The 16,297-nt window shown below is 68.7% G+C and carries 19 protein-coding genes; 7 read left to right on the top strand and 12 right to left on the bottom strand.

From position 1 onward, the window contains the following. Positions 1–61: 61 nt before the first annotated feature. The 4 genes from ACVXZ4_RS00440 (at position 62) to trhO (ending at position 2,776) form a co-directional block, all read left to right on the top strand. Positions 62–475 carry a VOC family protein gene (locus ACVXZ4_RS00440; RefSeq protein WP_461796291.1) on the top strand — a complete coding sequence of 138 codons (414 nt, stop codon included), beginning with the start codon at positions 62–64 and terminating at the stop codon, positions 473–475. An 88-nt stretch (positions 476–563) separates the two neighbouring features. Then, positions 564–1,208, top strand: a complete 645-nt coding sequence (locus tag ACVXZ4_RS00435; protein WP_461796290.1) for a DUF3105 domain-containing protein — start codon at positions 564–566, stop codon at positions 1,206–1,208. A 1-nt stretch (position 1,209) separates the two neighbouring features. Next, a complete protein-coding gene (locus ACVXZ4_RS00430; RefSeq protein WP_461796289.1) occupies positions 1,210–1,854 on the top strand; it encodes a DUF305 domain-containing protein in 645 nt (214 codons plus the stop codon). 31 nt (positions 1,855–1,885) lie between these two features. Continuing rightward, a complete protein-coding gene (trhO, locus tag ACVXZ4_RS00425) occupies positions 1,886–2,776 on the top strand; it encodes an oxygen-dependent tRNA uridine(34) hydroxylase TrhO (RefSeq protein WP_461796288.1) in 891 nt (296 codons plus the stop codon). Here the strand turns inward: trhO and ACVXZ4_RS00420 are convergent. After that, positions 2,773–3,192 (bottom strand): DUF4190 domain-containing protein, encoded by a 420-nt coding sequence (locus ACVXZ4_RS00420; RefSeq protein ID WP_461796287.1) that lies wholly within the window; start codon positions 3,190–3,192, stop codon positions 2,773–2,775. The genes trhO and ACVXZ4_RS00420 overlap by 4 nt on opposite strands. A gap of 117 nt (positions 3,193–3,309) precedes the next feature. Here ACVXZ4_RS00420 and ACVXZ4_RS00415 point away from each other — a divergent pair, with 117 nt between their 5' ends. Next, positions 3,310–4,335 (top strand): 6-phosphofructokinase, encoded by a 1,026-nt coding sequence (locus tag ACVXZ4_RS00415; RefSeq protein WP_461796286.1) that lies wholly within the window; start codon positions 3,310–3,312, stop codon positions 4,333–4,335. Between the two features lie 209 nt (positions 4,336–4,544). Continuing rightward, positions 4,545–4,928, top strand: coding sequence for a DUF1304 domain-containing protein (locus ACVXZ4_RS00410; RefSeq protein ID WP_461798028.1), 384 nt, complete (start codon positions 4,545–4,547; stop codon positions 4,926–4,928). Between the two features lie 391 nt (positions 4,929–5,319). On the opposite strand, the gene hemL is transcribed toward ACVXZ4_RS00410, so the two are convergent. From hemL to hemE, 11 genes are all read right to left on the bottom strand, one after another. After that, positions 5,320–6,693: a glutamate-1-semialdehyde 2,1-aminomutase gene (gene hemL / locus ACVXZ4_RS00405; protein WP_461796285.1), complete on the bottom strand. Its 1,374-nt coding sequence runs from the start codon at positions 6,691–6,693 to the stop codon at positions 5,320–5,322. A gap of 33 nt (positions 6,694–6,726) precedes the next feature. After that, positions 6,727–7,653 (bottom strand): porphobilinogen synthase, encoded by a 927-nt coding sequence (gene hemB, locus ACVXZ4_RS00400; RefSeq protein ID WP_461798027.1) that lies wholly within the window; start codon positions 7,651–7,653, stop codon positions 6,727–6,729. Between the two features lie 44 nt (positions 7,654–7,697). Then, complete coding sequence (locus ACVXZ4_RS00395; RefSeq protein ID WP_461796284.1) at positions 7,698–8,501, bottom strand: uroporphyrinogen-III synthase; 804 nt, start codon at positions 8,499–8,501, stop codon at positions 7,698–7,700. Continuing rightward, positions 8,498–9,454, bottom strand: coding sequence for a hydroxymethylbilane synthase (gene hemC, locus ACVXZ4_RS00390; protein ID WP_461796283.1), 957 nt, complete (start codon positions 9,452–9,454; stop codon positions 8,498–8,500). The genes ACVXZ4_RS00395 and hemC overlap by 4 nt, the downstream gene beginning before the upstream one ends. Next, positions 9,451–10,713, bottom strand: coding sequence for a ferrochelatase (locus tag ACVXZ4_RS00385; protein WP_461796282.1), 1,263 nt, complete (start codon positions 10,711–10,713; stop codon positions 9,451–9,453). Before ACVXZ4_RS00385 ends, hemC begins: the two co-directional genes overlap by 4 nt. Next, positions 10,710–11,441 carry a hydrogen peroxide-dependent heme synthase gene (gene hemQ / locus ACVXZ4_RS00380; RefSeq protein WP_461796281.1) on the bottom strand — a complete coding sequence of 244 codons (732 nt, stop codon included), beginning with the start codon at positions 11,439–11,441 and terminating at the stop codon, positions 10,710–10,712. The genes ACVXZ4_RS00385 and hemQ overlap by 4 nt, the downstream gene beginning before the upstream one ends. A 97-nt stretch (positions 11,442–11,538) precedes the next feature. Continuing rightward, entirely contained in the window at positions 11,539–11,778 is a 240-nt protein-coding gene (locus tag ACVXZ4_RS00375) for a DUF3618 domain-containing protein (RefSeq protein WP_461796280.1), read from the bottom strand. Beyond that, positions 11,775–12,185, bottom strand: a complete 411-nt coding sequence (locus ACVXZ4_RS00370) for a phage holin family protein (RefSeq protein ID WP_461796279.1) — start codon at positions 12,183–12,185, stop codon at positions 11,775–11,777. The genes ACVXZ4_RS00375 and ACVXZ4_RS00370 overlap by 4 nt, the downstream gene beginning before the upstream one ends. 6 nt (positions 12,186–12,191) lie before the next feature. Further along, on the bottom strand, positions 12,192–12,512 hold the full coding sequence (locus tag ACVXZ4_RS00365) for a YtxH domain-containing protein (protein WP_461796278.1): 321 nt from the start codon (positions 12,510–12,512) through the stop codon (positions 12,192–12,194). A 71-nt stretch (positions 12,513–12,583) separates the two neighbouring features. Next, positions 12,584–13,864: a protoporphyrinogen/coproporphyrinogen oxidase gene (locus ACVXZ4_RS00360; RefSeq protein ID WP_461796277.1), complete on the bottom strand. Its 1,281-nt coding sequence runs from the start codon at positions 13,862–13,864 to the stop codon at positions 12,584–12,586. Beyond that, positions 13,857–14,927 carry a uroporphyrinogen decarboxylase gene (gene hemE, locus ACVXZ4_RS00355; protein WP_461796276.1) on the bottom strand — a complete coding sequence of 357 codons (1,071 nt, stop codon included), beginning with the start codon at positions 14,925–14,927 and terminating at the stop codon, positions 13,857–13,859. The genes ACVXZ4_RS00360 and hemE overlap by 8 nt, the downstream gene beginning before the upstream one ends. A 75-nt stretch (positions 14,928–15,002) precedes the next feature. Between hemE and ACVXZ4_RS00350 the strand changes: the two genes are divergently transcribed. Beyond that, positions 15,003–16,277, top strand: a complete 1,275-nt coding sequence (locus tag ACVXZ4_RS00350; protein WP_461796275.1) for a glutamyl-tRNA reductase — start codon at positions 15,003–15,005, stop codon at positions 16,275–16,277. Positions 16,278–16,297: the final 20 nt, after the last annotated feature.

Here is a 16,297-nt window from a genome sequence, read left to right as displayed (position 1 = left end):
GGATACGACTTTCCGCTGACGGCGACGTAGCGCCCGTCGGTGGACCGTGCCACCATGTCCCATGACGATACTCAACCCCTACCTCAGCTTCCGCGGCAACGCCCGCGAGGCGATGACGTTCTACCAGTCGGTGTTCGGCGGCGACCTGAGGGTCGACACCTTCGGCGAGGGCGGAATGAGCCAGGACCCCGCTGAGGTCGACCTGGTGATGCACGCGCAGCTGGCCACCCCCTCCGGCCTCAACCTGATGGGATCCGACACCCCGGCTCGCATGGACCTCACGGTGGGCGACAACGTCTCCGTGTCGCTGAGCGGAGAAGACGAAGCGGAACTGCGGAGCTTCTGGGATGGACTGGTCGCCGGCGGCATTGTCACCATGCCGCTGGAGCGCGCTCCCTGGGGCGACACCTTTGGTATGTGCATCGATCGCTTCGGCATCCACTGGATGGTGAATGCGACGGTTCCCGCCGGCTGAAGCCGACGCCGGGCGCCCACCGGCCTCTCAGCCGCACGCCCAGCCGCGAATGGTGGAATGGACTGACCCCCACGAAAGAGGCCAGACGGTGACCCCTTCCCTCCCGACCGAACCCGCATCGCCTCACGCGCGCCGCGACGAGAAACTCGAGGCTTTCCGGACCGGGGAGCGTCGCCGCGTGCGCGTGAGACGGATCGCAATCGCCTCCGGGATCGTCGCCGCGATCGCGATCGTCTCGATCGTCGTCGTGTCGATCGTCGTCACCTCCCGGCCCGAGCCCTCGGGGCCCTCGTCCGGCATTCGCGGGCTGCAGACCTTCAGCAACACGGCCGAGCACGTGCAGGGTCCGGTCACCTACGACCAGACCCCGCCGGCCGGCGGACCCCACAACCCGACCTGGCTGAACTGCGGGATCTATACGGAGCCGGTTCCCAACGAAAACGCAGTGCACGACCTCGAGCACGGAGCGGTCTGGGTCACCTACGACCCGTCGCTACCGGCTGCCGAGGTGGCGAAACTGCGAGACCTCATGCCCTCGACCTACACGGTGCTCTCGCCGTACCCCGGCCTCCCGGCGAAGATCGTGCTCAGCGCCTGGAACGCCCAGGTCACCGTGTCATCCGTGACGGATGCCCGAATCGCGCAGTTCTTCGAGAAGTACTGGAAGAGCGCCAACGCACCGGAGCCCGGAGCCCCCTGCACCGGTGGACTCGACGCCCCGGGCAAGCTCTAGCGTGAGCAGTCCTGCTCCGGCGCGCGGCCGCAGCGGCCGGTTTGGGCTCATAGCGGCAGCCGTGGTCGTGATCGTCGTCGTCGCGCTCCTCGCGTTCTCGATCGGTCGCCTCAGCGCACTCGACACGGCGCGCCCCTCGAACACAAGCGCCGATGCCGGTTTCGACCGTGACATGCAGGTGCATCACGACCAGGGGGTCGAGCTCGCGATCCTCATCAGGGAGCGCACAGCCGATCCCGCTGTCCGAAGGCTCGCCTACGACATCGAGACCACCCAGGCGCAGCAGTCGGGCCAGCTCTACGGCTGGCTCACCCTGTGGGGACTGCCGCAGGCGTCGAGCGAACCATCGATGGCCTGGATGACCGATGACGGCGGGCACGAAACGATGAGCGGGTCGAGCACGGCGATGCCCGGCCTCGCCACCCCCGCGCAGATCGCCGCCCTCAGCACCGAGTCTGGGGTGCAGGCCGAGCGCACCTTCCTCACTGTGATGATCGCGCACCATCGCGGTGCGATCGAGATGGCGGATGCCGCGCTTGAACGAGCGCACAACCCGGCGATCCTCACCTTCGCGCGCGGTGTGATCGCGAGCCAGCGGCCCGAGATCGCGACAATGACCCGGATGCTCGCCGACCGCACACCGTGAAAGCGACACCCTCGGAATCTAGACTCGGGCAGTGGCTGTTCCCAAGATCCTGCTGTTCTACATGTTCACCCCGCTCGCCGACCCCGAGGCGATCCGGCTCTGGCAGCGCGACCTCTGCCGCTCGCTCGGCCTCGGCGGGCGCATCATCGTCTCGGAGCACGGTATCAACGGCACTGTCGGCGGCGAGCTGCGGGCGGTCAAGACCTACCTGCGCACCACGCGCGAACATCCCGCTTTCAAGACCCTCGACGCGAAGTGGAGCGAAGGAGCCGGAGACGACTTCCCCCGTCTCAGCGTCCGAGTGCGCGACGAGCTGGTGAGCTTCGGGGCACCGGGCGAACTGCGCGTCGACGAGAACGGCGTCGTCGGCGGGGGAACCAAGCTCACACCGCACCAGCTGCACGAGCTGATCGAGCGCGAAGAGGTGGTCTTCTTCGACGGCCGAAACTCCTTCGAAGCGGAGATCGGCAGATTCGCGGATGCTGTGGTGCCGCCGGTGGGCAACACCCGGGAGTTCGTGGCCGAGCTCGATAGCGGACGCTACGACCACCTCAAGGACAAGCCGGTCGTGACCTACTGCACGGGAGGCATCCGGTGCGAGGTACTGAGTTCACTCATGGTGAGCCGCGGGTTCGAGAAGGTCTACCAGCTCGAGGGCGGTATCGCGAAATACGGCGAGACCTATGGCGATTCAGGGCTGTGGAAGGGCTCGCTCTATGTATTCGACAATCGGATGTCGATGGACTTCAGCGCCGCCTCGCAGGTGATCGGGCACTGCTACCGCTGCGGCACCGCCACGAAGCACATGCAGAACTGCAGCGACCTGGCCTGCCGGGTGCAACTGGTGGTGTGCGAGGAGCACGCCGCCGAGACCGCGTGCCCCGAGCATCCGATCGCCCTATCCGCGGACGCGACCCGCTAGAGGTTGCAGGTGATCGTGCTGCCGTTGCCGAGTTCGTGCACCCCGTTGCCGAGTTCAGCACACTGGCTGCCGAAGGCGACGAGTCCGACGATGACGAGGACCGTGACGATCGTCCCGACGATGAAGAAGACGATCGACAGGATCAGGCCGGTGAGCGCGATGCCGTTCTTGTAGCCCGCCTTCTTCGACCGGCTGAGGGCGATCGCGCTCACGATGATGCCGGCGAGGCTCACGATGAACGCGAGGACGAGGCCGACGATTCCGAGAGTGCGTCCGGGGTCTACAGCGGCGGACGGGGCATAGCCCGTCGGGGCGGATGAGGCATAGGCATCCGGTGCCTGTGGCGCGGGAGGGGGCGTGGTCGGGCTCTGGCCGTCGGACGGATTGGGGATCGGGACCCCGTTGAGTTCGGTCATGATGCTCCTTGGATCGTGGGCGCGCATCCCCCCGCGGTCTGCGCTTTCCCCGACTCTAGCGAGCACCCCCGGTGCGGGTGTGATCGGCAGGCGGCCAACCTACGGAATGATGGGCACATGAGCATTGGAATCCTCACCAGCGGCGGAGACTGCCCCGGGCTGAACGCGGTCATCCGCGGCGCCGTACTCAAGGGCACCCAGATCTACAAACAGGAGTTCGTGGGATTCCGCAATGGATGGCGCGGCGTCGTCGAGGGTGACGTCATCCCGCTCGAACGCAAGGACATCCAGGGCATCGGCAAGCAGGGCGGCACGATCCTCGGCACCTCGCGCACCAATCCGTTCGAAGAGAATGGCGGAGCGGATGTCGTGCGGGCCAATATGGAGCGGCTCGGCGTGGACTCCCTCATCGCGATCGGCGGAGAGGGCACCCTCGCGGCCGCCAAGCGCCTCACCGACGCCGGAATCAAGATCGTCGGCGTGCCGAAGACCGTGGACAACGACCTGTCGGCCACCGACTACACCTTCGGGTTCGACACCGCCGTGCAGATCGCGACGGACGCCATGGATCGCCTCCGCACCACCGGAGACTCGCACGGCCGCTGCATGGTGGCGGAGGTCATGGGTCGCCACGTCGGCTGGATCGCCCTGCACTCCGGCATGGCGGCCGGGGCCCACGCCATCCTCATCCCGGAACAGAAGACCTCGATGGACCAGATCGTCGCCTGGGTGCAGTCCGTCGTGGACCGCGGTCGCGCACCGCTGGTCGTCGTGGCCGAAGGCTTCCACCTCGACACCATGGATGACGCCCACTCCGAGCGCGGACTCGACGCGTTCGGTCGCCCCCGCCTCGGTGGCATCGGCGAGCTCATCGCGCCGGAGATCGAGGCGCGCGTGGGGATCGAGACTCGGGCGACGACACTCGGCCACATCCAGCGCGGCGGAACGCCCACCGCCTACGACCGGGTACTGGCCACCCGCTACGGCATGGCGGCGGTCGACTCGGTGATCCACGCCCGCTGGGGGCGCATGGTGTCGCTCAGCGGCACGTCCATCACCCACGTCGCCTTCGAGGATGCCCTCGGCAAGCTCAACACCGTGCCGCAGTCCCGCTACGACGAGGCCGCGATCCTCTTCGGCTGACGCGAAGTGCGGTGGCGCCACCGGGGCCTGCGTCCTGCGGGCGCGGCGTCGCCTGCCCCGCACCGGTGCGCCGAACAGCAGGTGGACGCCGAAACATCCGAATTCCTGATGTTGAAGCGCCCACTCGTCGAGATTCTGATGTCGGGCAGTGGTGCCCCTCTCGGCTGATGCGCGCTCACGCATCCGCCATACTTGCGAGCATGACTGCACTGTTTGTGATCGGGCTCGTCTTCGCGGGGCTCGCCGCCCTCATCCACGTGTACATCTTCATGCTCGAGAGTCTGCGGTGGACGAAGCCGAGCACCTGGAGGATCTTCGGCATCGCCAACCAGGCCGATGCCGACACCCTCAAGCCGATGGCCTACAACCAGGGCTTCTACAACCTGTTCCTCACGATCGGCATCGTCGTGGGCATGCTGCTTCTCACGCCGAGTCGTCCGGCCGGACTCGCCCTCATCTTCATGGGCACCGGCAGCATGGTGCTCGCTGCGCTCGTGTTGATCTCGACGGGGCGTTCGAACGCCCGACCTGCGGCCATCCAGGGAGTTCTCCCGCTGCTCGCGATCATCTTCCTGGCGGCGTCGCTGGCCTGAGGCCGGGTCGCAGAAGGATACCGCCCGGCAGGAGGCCGCCGGCCGGCCGGAGGCTGCCGCGCGGCCCGACGCTGCCGCGCGAGAGGAGGATGCCGCCCGAATCCGAGTCGGGAGTAGATGCGACCTTCCGCATGGCGCACCCGCATCTTCCCGCGAGTCGAACTCCGTACAGAAGAGCTCGGCAATCGAGTCGGGAGTCGTTGCGGGCTGGAGTCGGGCGAACCCGCATCTAGTCCCGGCTGGATGTGATGTGACGGCGCACGGGTCTCGACACGGCCGCGGGCGGCCTACTCGACCAGCAAAAAACACGGCCGCGGGCGGCCTACTCGACCAGCAAAAAGCACGGCCGTGGGCGGCCTACTCGACCAGCGAACGCACGGCCGCAGGCGGCCTACTGCCCCGGGGGCACCGCGGCCGCGGCCGCCTTCGCCGCCGCCGGAAGCGCCTCGAGGATGCGGGACACTGCTGCTTCGTCGTGCGCGGCCGTGACGAACCACGCCTCGAAGACCGAGGGAGGAAGCGACACGCCCGCGTCCAGCATCGCGTGGAAGAAGGGCGGGTAGCGGAACGACTGCTGAGCGCGCACATCGTCGTAGTTGCGGGGCTTCGCGGCGGAGAAGGCGAACGAGAACAGGTTGCCGGCCCTCTGGACCGAGTGCGCGACGCCTTCCGCGTCCAGGGCGGCCGAGACGGCGCCGGAGAGCCGGTCGGCGACCGCATCCAGGCGAGCGTAGACCGACGCATCCGCGGCTCGCAGCGTGGCGATACCGGCGGCGACCGCCACCGGGTTGCCGCTGAGCGTGCCGGCCTGATAGACCGGGCCGAGTGGGGCGAGGTAGTCCATGACGTCGGCACGACCGCCCAGCGCGGCGAGGGGCATGCCTCCACCGATGACCTTGCCGAAGGTGATGAGGTCGGGGATCCAGCCCGCCCCATCGGGCACGACCCTGGCGGCCTCGAGCCCCCACCAGCCGGCCGGGCCGACGCGGAATCCGGTCAGCACCTCGTCGAAGATCACGAGTGCGCCGTTCTCTCGCGCGATGGCGGCGAGCTCGCGATTGAATCCACGATCCGGGGGCACGACCCCCATATTGGCCGCGGCCGCCTCCAGGATGACCGCGGCGATGTTCTTGCCCTGCACCGCGAAGAGCGCCCGTACGGCATCGAGGTCGTTGTAGGGCAGCACGATCGTCTGGGCTGCGGTCGCTGCGGTCACGCCGGCAGAGCCGGGCATCGTGAGCGTCGCGAGACCCGACCCGGCTTCTGCGAGAAGCGCATCGGAGTGCCCGTGATAGTGCCCGGCGAATTTGACGAGCAGCTCGCGACCGGTGAATCCTCGGGCGAGACGGATGGCCGTCATCGTCGCTTCTGTGCCGGTCGAGACCAGGCGGATCTTCTCGATCGCCTTCTGCACCGACCCGGTGAGCTGGCCGGAGCTGTTGGTGGACTCCACACGCACCCGCTCGCGCACGAGCTCGGCGAGTTCGGTCTCGCCGGGAGTGGATGCTCCGAACGAGAGGCCGCGAGCCGCGGCATCCTGTACCGCCGCGACGACGGACTGATGCGCATGGCCGAGAATCGCGGGACCCCAGGAGCTGACGAGGTCGACGTATTCGCGGCCGTCCGCATCCGTGATGTAGGCACCGTGGGCCGACACCATGAAGCGCGGCGTGCCGCCGACGGAGCCGTAGGCTCGCACGGGCGAATTGACGCCGCCCGGGATGGAGAGCTTCGCCCGCGTGAAGTAGGTCTCGTTCGCGCCCATCAGAAGCACAGTCCCATCAGAAGCACAGTCCCATCAGCGCAGCCACCCCGCCAGCTCGACGGCCCAGTAGCTGAGGATCGCGTCGGCTCCGGCGCGCTTGATACTCACGACCGACTCCTCGACAGCGCGACGACGATCGATCCACCCGTTCGCGGCGGCGGCCTCGATCATCGCGTATTCGCCGGAGACCTGATAGGCCCATACGGGCACCGGGCTCACGGCCGCGGCATCCGCGAGCACGTCGAGGTAGCTCATGGCCGGCTTGACCATCACGACGTCGGCGCCCTGCTCCACATCGAGCAGCACCTCCCGGAGCCCTTCCCGACGGTTGCCGGCATCGAGCTGGTAGCTGCGGCGATCGCCGACGAGCGAAGAGTCCACGGCCTCGCGGAACGGACCGTAGAACGCGGAAGCGTACTTGGCCGCGTAGCCGAGGATGGCGGTGCCGCCGAAGCCGTTGCCGTCGAGTGCCTCGCGTACGGCAGCGACCTGGCCGTCCATCATCCCGCTGAGACCGAGAAGCTGAGACCCGGCGGCGGCCTGCGCGACGCCCATGTCCCGGTAACGCAGCAGGGAGGCGTCGTTGTCGACGCTGCCATCGGCCGCGAGCACTCCGCAATGGCCGTGGTCGGTGAACTCATCGAGGCACAGGTCGGTCTGCACGACGAGCGCGTCGCCGACCTCGGCGACCACCGCGCGGGTCGCGACGTTGAGGATACCGTCGTCGGCCGTCGCGCCGGAACCCACAGAGTCCTTGAACTCCGGGATTCCGAACAGCATCACGCCGCCGACGCCCGCCTCGGCGGCCTCGGCTGCTGCACGTCGCAGGGAGTCGAGTGAGTGGTTGACCACCCCGGGCATCGAGGAGATCGGCACCGGTTCGCGCACTCCCTCGCGCACGAACATCGGAAGCACAAGCTCGGCCGGATGGATACGGGTCTCGGCCACCAGCCGGCGCATCGCCGGTGTCGCACGCAGTCGGCGGGGGCGGATGTTCGGGCCGGTCACGAGGCGCCCGCCTGATCGCCGGCGTGGTCTTCGCCATGCGCGATCACGTATTCCGCGAGACTCTCCACGAGGGAACTCGCGGAGCGGAACTCGGCGATCACGTGCACGGTCAACCCGGCCGCGCGAGCATCGAACGCGGTGCGCGGCCCGATGGCGGCGACGACAGTCTCGTCGGGTAGCGGCGCGAGCTGTGCCTGCACCTGGCGGGCGACGCTGCCAGAGGTGATGAGCACGGCGCGGATGCGTCCGGACGCGACATCTGCCGCCACATGCTCGGAGACGGGCACCCCGACCGTGCGGTAGGCGGAGACGTATTCCACCTCGAGCCCCAGGGTGGCAAGCCCCGCGACGAGGGTCGGCTCGGCGATGTCCGATTGCGGAATGAGCACCCGTCCCACGATGTCGGAGGCCGGCCACTCCTTAACGAGTCCGCGGGCCGAGTTGTCGCTCTCGGGCACGAAGTCGACCTGGTAGCCCGCGAGAGTGAGTGCGGCGCCGGTGGTCTCGCCGACGGCAGCGATGCGGGTGGTGGGAGGAATGGTCACCTGCTGGCTGATGAGCACATCCACCGTGGTGGCGCTCGTGATCACCAGCCAGTCGAACCGGCCGTTCTCGAGTCGCTTGAGGGCATCGGAGAGCTCCATCGCGTTCTCGGCGCTGGCGAAGTTGATTATCGGAGCGATCACCGGCACGGCGCCGTAGGTGCGCAGGTTCGCGGCCACCCCGTCACCCCAGTTGCCGCCGCGCGGCACGAGCACGCGCCATCCGGCCAGTGGCTTCAGGCTGCGGAAGGGGGTCACGAGAGGGCTCCGATCGGCGCGATGTCCGCCGCACCGAGGGCGAGCAGCTCACCGGCAACCCGGTCGCCGAGCTCCGTCGGTAGCAGCGCGCGCTCCGACGGGCTTCCCTCGAGCACCAGAGCGTGCGAACTGGTGAGCGAGCTGCTGCCATCGGGCGCGTAGACGGTGGCGGTGAGGAAGAGCATCTCGCCGTCGACCACCCCGGCAGCCCCGATCGGTGCAGCGCAACCGGCCTCGAGCCGCGCGAGGACGGCGCGCTCCGCGAGCACCGCGAGTCGGGTGGACGGGTGATCGATCGTCTTGAGGACGGCAGCGAACGAACTCGAATAGCTGTCCCGAACCTCGATCGCCAGGGCACCCTGGCCGGGAGCCGTGGCCCATGTGCCGAGCTCGAAGTACTCGGTGACGGCATCGAGCCGGCCGATCCGGCCGAGCCCGGCCGCGGCGAGGACCACCGCATCCAACTCACCATCGGCCACCTTGCGAAGGCGAGTGTCGACGTTGCCGCGGATGTCGACCACCTCGATCTCGGGGCGCCAGCCTCTCAGCTGCGCGGCGCGACGCGGCGATCCCGTGCCGACCCGGGCGCCAGCCGCGAGAGCGTCGAGGGTGAGGCCATCGCGGGAGCACAGGGCGTCCCGGGCATCCGCCCGCTTCGGAATCGCGCCGATGCGTAGTCCCGGATAAGCCTCGGTCGGAAGGTCCTTCAGCGAGTGCACCACGAGGTCGCAGGTCTCGGCGATGAGCGCCTCGCGCAGCGCACTGGCGAAAACCCCGGTACCTCCGAGAGTCGCGAGCGATGCCGTGGAGTGGTCGCCCTCTGTGGCGATCGGCACGATCTCGACCTCGAGGCCGGATGCCTTCGCCACGGCCGCGGCGACCACACCGGTCTGCGCGAGCGCGAGCGCGCTTCCGCGGGTGCCGATTCGCAGGATGCTTCCCTCTCCGCTCACGGAGTCAGTCCCGCGAGCGCGGGTTTGAATCCGAGGCGCACGTTCTCGCAGCATCCCGAGCGGCAGACGTCGTACCAGGGTCCGAGCTCGGTGAGAGCCGGGCGTTCGGCCACCGGCACCCCGTCGCGGCGCTCGAGCACGAGGTCGATGAGGCCCGACACATAGGCCGCGTGGATGCCGGGCGTCGGCACGCGGATCGCGAGCACACCGAGCTCGTGGGAGGTCTCCATCGCCTCGGTGTCGAGATCCCACTTCACCTCCATGTGGTCGCTCACGAAGCCGAGAGGCACGATGACGACCGCGCGGATGCCGTTACCGGACAGCTCACGGATGGCGTCGTTGATGTCGGGCTCGAGCCACGGCTGCGTTGGCGGTCCACTGCGCGACTGGAAGACGAGGCTCCACTCCACCGCCTCTGCCGGTCGAGTAGCGCGCTCCGCCTCTGCCGGTCGAGTAGCGCGCTCCGCGCGCGTGTCGAGACCATCCGGATGCTGGGCCGCGATCACGACCTCCGCGACCGCCCGGTGCTGAGCTTCGTAGGCGCCACCCTCGCCGAAACCACGGAACGAGGGACCGCTCTTCGCGGCATCCGTCGACGGGATCGAATGGGTGGAGAACAGCACGTGAGTCTCGCTGAGCGGGATGCCGGCCGCGGCGACCTCGGCGAGGCCGGTGCGCAGGCCCTCGATGAAGGGCGTGACGAAGCCGGGGTGGTCGAAGAATTGGCGCACTTTATCGATCTGGATCACGCCGTCGAGGCCAGAGTCGGTGAGCGCGGCCGCGTAGTCCTCGCGATACTGGCGGCAGCTGGAGTAGGAGCTGTAGGCACTCGTGCCGATGGCGATCAGCCGGGTGAACCCGCGGTCGTTCGCCTCGACGACGGCGTCGCGGATGAACGGCGCCCAGTTGCGGTTGCCCCACAGCACCGGCAGGTCGATACCGCGGCGCTCGAGCTCGGCCTCGAGGGCCGCCTTGAGCTCGCGGTTCTGCTGGTTGATGGGGCTGATTCCGTCGAACGCCCGGTAGTGGTGAGCCACTTCTTCGAGCCGCTCGTCGGGGATCCCTCGCCCACGGGTGACGTTGCGCAGGAACGGGATGACGTCGTCCTGCCCCTCCGGCCCGCCGAAGCTCGCGAGCAGGATGGCGTCATAGGCCGTGGCCTCGGTCACGTGCTCGGGGCCGTGCTTCGCGGCATCAGTCGCACCGCGCACCAGCGGGCCGGTGAGGTCCCCGGTGAGCTCGCCATTCGTGATGGTCATCGAAGCACCTCGGGGATGTCGGAGACCGGGATGCGACGGCCGGTATAGAACGGCACCTCTTCGCGAACGTGACGGCGTGCTTCGGTCTGTCGCAGGTGACGCATCAGGTCGACGAGGTCGACGAGCTCCGGCGCCTCGAGGGCCAGGATCCATTCGTAGTCGCCGAGCGCGAAGGATGCCACGGTATTGGCGAGCACCTGCGGGTAGGCGCCTCCCTTGCGCCCGTGGTCCGCCAGCATGCCGCGGCGCTCCTCCTCCGGCAGGATGTACCACTCGTACGAGCGCACGAAGGGATAGACGGTAAGCCAGGTCTCCGGCTCCGTGTCCCGCATGAAAGCCGGGCGGTGGTTGGCCGAGAACTCGGCATCCACGTGCACCCCCATGGCATTCCAGGTGGGGTGCAGGGTGCGCAGCAGAGCACTGCGGCGCAGTTCACGGAGCGCCCACTGCAAGGTCTCCGGAGCTCCGCCGTGAAGCCAGATCATCAGGTCGGCGTCCGCCCGAAGGCTGGAGACGTCGTAGAAACCGCGCACGGTGACTCCGGCCGCCTCCACGACCGCGACCGCAGCCGAGAGAGAGTCGCTATCGCCACCGGCCGGCGCCCCGGCATCACGACGGAAGACCGCCCAGAGGGTGTAGCCGGCCAGAGTGTGGCCGTGCTGTGCGTGGTCTTCGGGACTGCTGGCGTCGCCGACGGGAGGCCCGTCCGGGATCGGGGTGGTGCTCATGCCGTCTATCCTCCCCCGCATCTCTGCGAGAACAAAAAGCGGCCGAGCGTCAGTGAGCGAGAGCTTTTCGGTACTGGTGGTTGCCGATCGACGGGATCTAGTCGTCGCCGAAGATCGCCCAGGCCACGATGCCGCCGATGACGACCACCGCTGTGGTCGCTCCGATGATCCACGGTACGGGGTTCTCCTCGTAGGAGGACTGCACTTTAGCTGTCAGTTTGCCCACCTGCTTCGGCACGTTGAGTCGGTCCTCAATCTCGTCGAGCGTCTGTTCGAGCTCCGAGCGCGTGGCGGTGATCCTGGTCTCGATCGAATCGGAGGATGTCGTGTCACTCATCGGTTCTCCCTCTTTCCCAGTCCCTTGATCACGTTGACGTCTTTCTTCACGCTCTTGATCGTCTCGGTGGGTGCGGGCGGAACGCCCTGCTTCACCTGGCGCAGCCCGACCAGCACGAGGATCACCACCATCACCAACAGGATGCCGGCGACGATGAGAGCGGCGAGCCAGCCCGGCACGATGGTCGCGAAGGCCAGCACCGCCGCTGCGATGAGCACGGCGAAGAGGAAGAAGGCGATGAATCCGGCCGCCGCGAAGAGGCCGACTCCGATGCCGGCGTGTTTGATCTTGGCGATGAGCTCGCTCTTCAACTGCTCGATCTCGTTCTTCACCTGCCCGATCACGAGACGGGGGAGATCGGCGATGAGGGAGAAGAGCGACTTGCGCGCGGTGGCGTCGTCGTTCACGAGCCGCTACTTACCGCTGGCGGAAGCGGGCTTGGCCGCCGCTGCAGATCGCGCCGCCGGGGACTTTCCCGATGCCGACTTCGATCCGCTCACCTGGGAGACGACCTTCTTGGCGCCGTCGCTGAGGAAGTCGACGACCTCGGGGGCCTTATCCTTGGCGAATTCCTTCGCGCGTCCTTCGACGTTCTTCACCTGGCGCTGCACCCGGGGGTCGCCCCAGAGTTTGCTTGTGGCTCGCTTGATGTCTTCGTAACGGCCGCGTCCGGCTTTGGCGCCGAGCACATAGCCGGCGGCCAGTCCGACGACGAGCAGCAGTTTGCCTCGCATGATTTGCTCCGTCCTGTGCGTGCCCGAATGGGCATATATCTGGGGGTCTAATCCACAGTAGCCCCCGGAGGCTAGGCCTCCACCCCTTCCAGCAAACGTCCAGACTCCGCTCGCGCCTGCGCGATGACGGCCGCGAGCCCGGTGCCGGCTACTCCTTCGCCGACGAGCGTGACGCCGGCGATCGACTCGGGGGCGCCCGAGGGTGCAGTCCATTCCACCCGCGCGAATTCGACGACGGATGCCTCGGCCAGCGTCACCCCGAGCAGCACGGAGGCATCGCGAATGGCCTGTTCCCGCAGTGGGGAGTCGCCGACCCCGGCCGCCACCGCGCCGTCATAGGAGAGTCGCAGCACGTGGCGATGCGGCGCCCCCCGTTCGGCGAGCCAGTCCCACTTGGCGGTCGCGTGGGTCAGCGCCTTCGCCCTCAGCTCGGTGTCGGCGGGATCGCGCGCCACCAGTACGCCGGTGCCGCGGGGTGCGGCATCCAGCTCCGGTGCATCCACGACGAGCGTCGCGAGCACGATCGCCGCGGCACCAGCCGGCACCAGTGAGGCCGCCAGCACCACGTGGTCGGCCTCGAGCACCACACCACTGGACAGCGTCACGCTCGCGGCGTGCACCGCGGCGACCGGCGTCTCGAGGCGAATCGTCACGCCGAAGCGCTCCAGGTCGCGGGTCAGGGCCTCGACGAGGCCGAACATCCCTCCGACGATGCCCGAGACCGCAGTGCCGGCTGGTGCTGCCTCCCGCAGCCGGCGGACCCCGTGCGCGAGCGATCCGGTGGACAGCATTGCCGTGCGCAGGCCGGGCGCGACGACATCCACGTCCAGCTCGTCGGGATGCCGGGAGTGGATGCCGAGGGTCACGGGCGCCACCAGCTGCTCGAGCACCTTCCGGCCCATCCGGCGGCGCACCAGTCGCCCGAGTGACCGCTCCTTGGACGCGGCGAAGCCGAACATCAGTTCGTCGAGCTGGCCTCGCAGCGCAGCCCAGAATCCGACCACCTCGATCACATCCGCCGCCATCGGGGTTCCGGGAATGCCGAGGATGCCGGTGCGCGGAAGCGGATAGGACCGGCCGTCCGCCGTCTGGAGCCAGGCTCCCTCGGGATTCGGGCGGGCGATGCCGGACTCGAGACCCAGCTGGCGGGCGAGGTCCGCGACGGTGCCGCGTCGCGTGGCGAAGCTCTCGGCGCCGGCGTCGAGGGCGAGTCCGGCGACAGTGTGGCGGGCCACCTTGCCGCCGAGACGGTCGGTGGCCTCGAGCAGCGTGACCTCGAAGCCGCCGAGTACGAGATCGCGAGCCATCACGAGGCCGGCGATCCCGCCGCCGACGACGATCGCGCTAGGCATGGACGACGGCGGGCGAGTGGGCGAGCTGCACGATGCGCGTGAGCACGTCCGGGTCGGTGTCCGGAGGCACCCCGTGCCCGAGGTTGAGCACATGCGAAGTGGCGGCACGGCCCCGGGCGATCACATCGAGCACGTGTGCCTCGAGCACCGGCCACGGGGCTGCGAGGAGCGCGGGATTGATGTTGCCCTGCAGTGGCACGTCGGCGCCGAGTCGGGCGGAGGCCGTATCGAGCGGCAGCCGGTCGTCGACACCCATCACGTCGACCCCGATCGCGTGCATCGACCGCAGCAGTTCACCGGTGCCCACCCCGAAGTGCACGACGGGCACCCCGAGATCCGTCACGTGCTCGATCGCCCGCCGGGAGAAGGGAGCGACGCTGCTCTCGTAGTCGACGACGGACAGCGATCCCACCCAGGAGTCGAACAGTTGCACGGCGCTGGCGCCCGCGAGGACCTGGGCACGGAGGAAGGCTCCGGTGACGTCCGCCGCCCATCCGAGCAGGGCGTCCCAGGTAGCCGGGTCGGCGTGCATGAGGGTGCGGGCGCGCAGATGGTCCTTGGAGGGGCCACCCTCGACGAGGTACGCGGCGAGGGTGAAGGGCGCGCCCGCGAATCCGATGAGCGGAGTGGTGCCGAGCTCGGCGACCGCGCGGGCGACACCCTCCGCGATCGGCGCGAGCGCCTCCGGCTCGAGCAGGCGGAGAGCCGCGACATCCGCCGCCGAGCGGATCGGGGCACCGAGCACCGGTCCCCGCCCGGGCACGATGTCGACGTCTACGCCGGCGACCCTCAGGGGCACGACGATGTCGCTGAAAAAGATGCCCGCGTCCACGCCATGGCGTCGAACGGGCTGCAGGGTGATCTCGCTGGAGAGCTCGGGGTCGAGGCAGGCGTCGATCATCTTCGTGCCCACCCGCAGGGCCCGGTACTCCGGAAGCGACCTGCCGGCCTGGCGCATGAACCACACCGGCATCGTCGACGGACGATCGCCGCGATAGGCCCGGATGAGCGGTGAATCAGCCGTGCGGCCGTCGATCAGGGGATGGCTGGCTGGGAGGTTCACGAGATTAAGTATGGGCGAGTGCGCTGGGAGTGCCCTACGCCGCCCGACCGTGCCGGGCAGACGTAGGCTAAGCGGGTGCTTCTGTGTCTGACCGCCAACCATCGCAACGCGAGCTTCGAGATCCTCGAGAAGCTCTCGATCGGTGCGCCCCAGGCAGCGGGCATCCTGGTGAACGACGGCGACTTCGTCTCCGGCGCGGTCGTGCTCGCCACCTGCAATCGCTTCGAGGCGTATCTCGAGATCGACGAGCCACTCACGGCCGCCACTGCCGTCGCCGTGGAGAACTCGGTGCAGGTGATCGGAGCCGCGAGCGGCATCGACCCGGTGGACCTCCGCGCAACGGTGAACGTCTTGAGCGGCGATGCCGTCGCGGAACACCTCTTCTCGGTGAGTTCCGGTCTCGAGTCGGTGATCGTCGGCGAGGACGAGATCTCCGGCCAGGTGCGCCGGGCCCTCGAGGAGGCCCGCGCGGCCGGCACGACGTCGTCCGGCCTCGAACGGCTCTTCCAGAAGGCCGCCAACACCTCTCGTGAGGTGAAGAACCAGACCGCGATCGGCGGCGCTGGCCGCTCTCTCGTGCGTCTCGGGCTCGAACTCGCCTCCAGCCGCATCGCGGACTGGTCGACGACCCGGGTGCTGATCGTCGGTACCGGCCAGTACGCGGCCACCACGGTCGCTGCACTGCGGGACCGGGGAGCAGTGGATGTCACGGTGTTCTCTCCGTCCGGACGCGCCGCCCGTTTCGCCCTCCGCCTCGGCCTCAGCGCGAGCGTCGACCTGGTCGCCGCCCTCGCGGCGGCGGATGTAGTGATCACCTGCACCAGTTCGGCGGCGCCAGTAGTGACGGCGGCCCACCTCTCCGCTCCGGCGACGAGCACGCATCGCCGAATCGTGATCGACCTCGGACTGCCGCGCAACGTGCATCCCGATGTCGCGCAGGTGCCGGGCACCGAGCTCCTCGATCTCGAGACGATCAGCCTGCACGCCCCTCTCGAAGAGCTCACCGCGACGACGGATGCCCGTGCGCTCGTCGTGAACGCGGCCACAGAGTTCGCAGCGGCGACCGCGGAACAGCAGCTCACCCCGTCGGTGGTCGCTCTCCGCACCCATGTCTTCGGGCTTCTCGAGGCCGAGATCGACCGTGTCCGCGCCCGAGGTGACGACGACGGGCGCATCGAAGCGGCCCTGCGTCACCTCACCGGTGTGCTGCTGCACACCCCTTCGGTACGCGCCCGCGAGCTCGCCCGGGCCGGAGAGGGCGAGTCTTTCAGCTCAGCGGTGACCGCCTTGTTCGGCATCGACGTCTCGCCGACCGCGGCGGCCGACGACGTGCAGGACCTTCCCGCCTGACCCACGCGCTGGTGGGGCGG

The sequence above is a fragment of the Lacisediminihabitans sp. FW035 genome, assembly GCF_054880895.1.
This window is presented reverse-complemented; position numbering and strand designations above follow the sequence as displayed.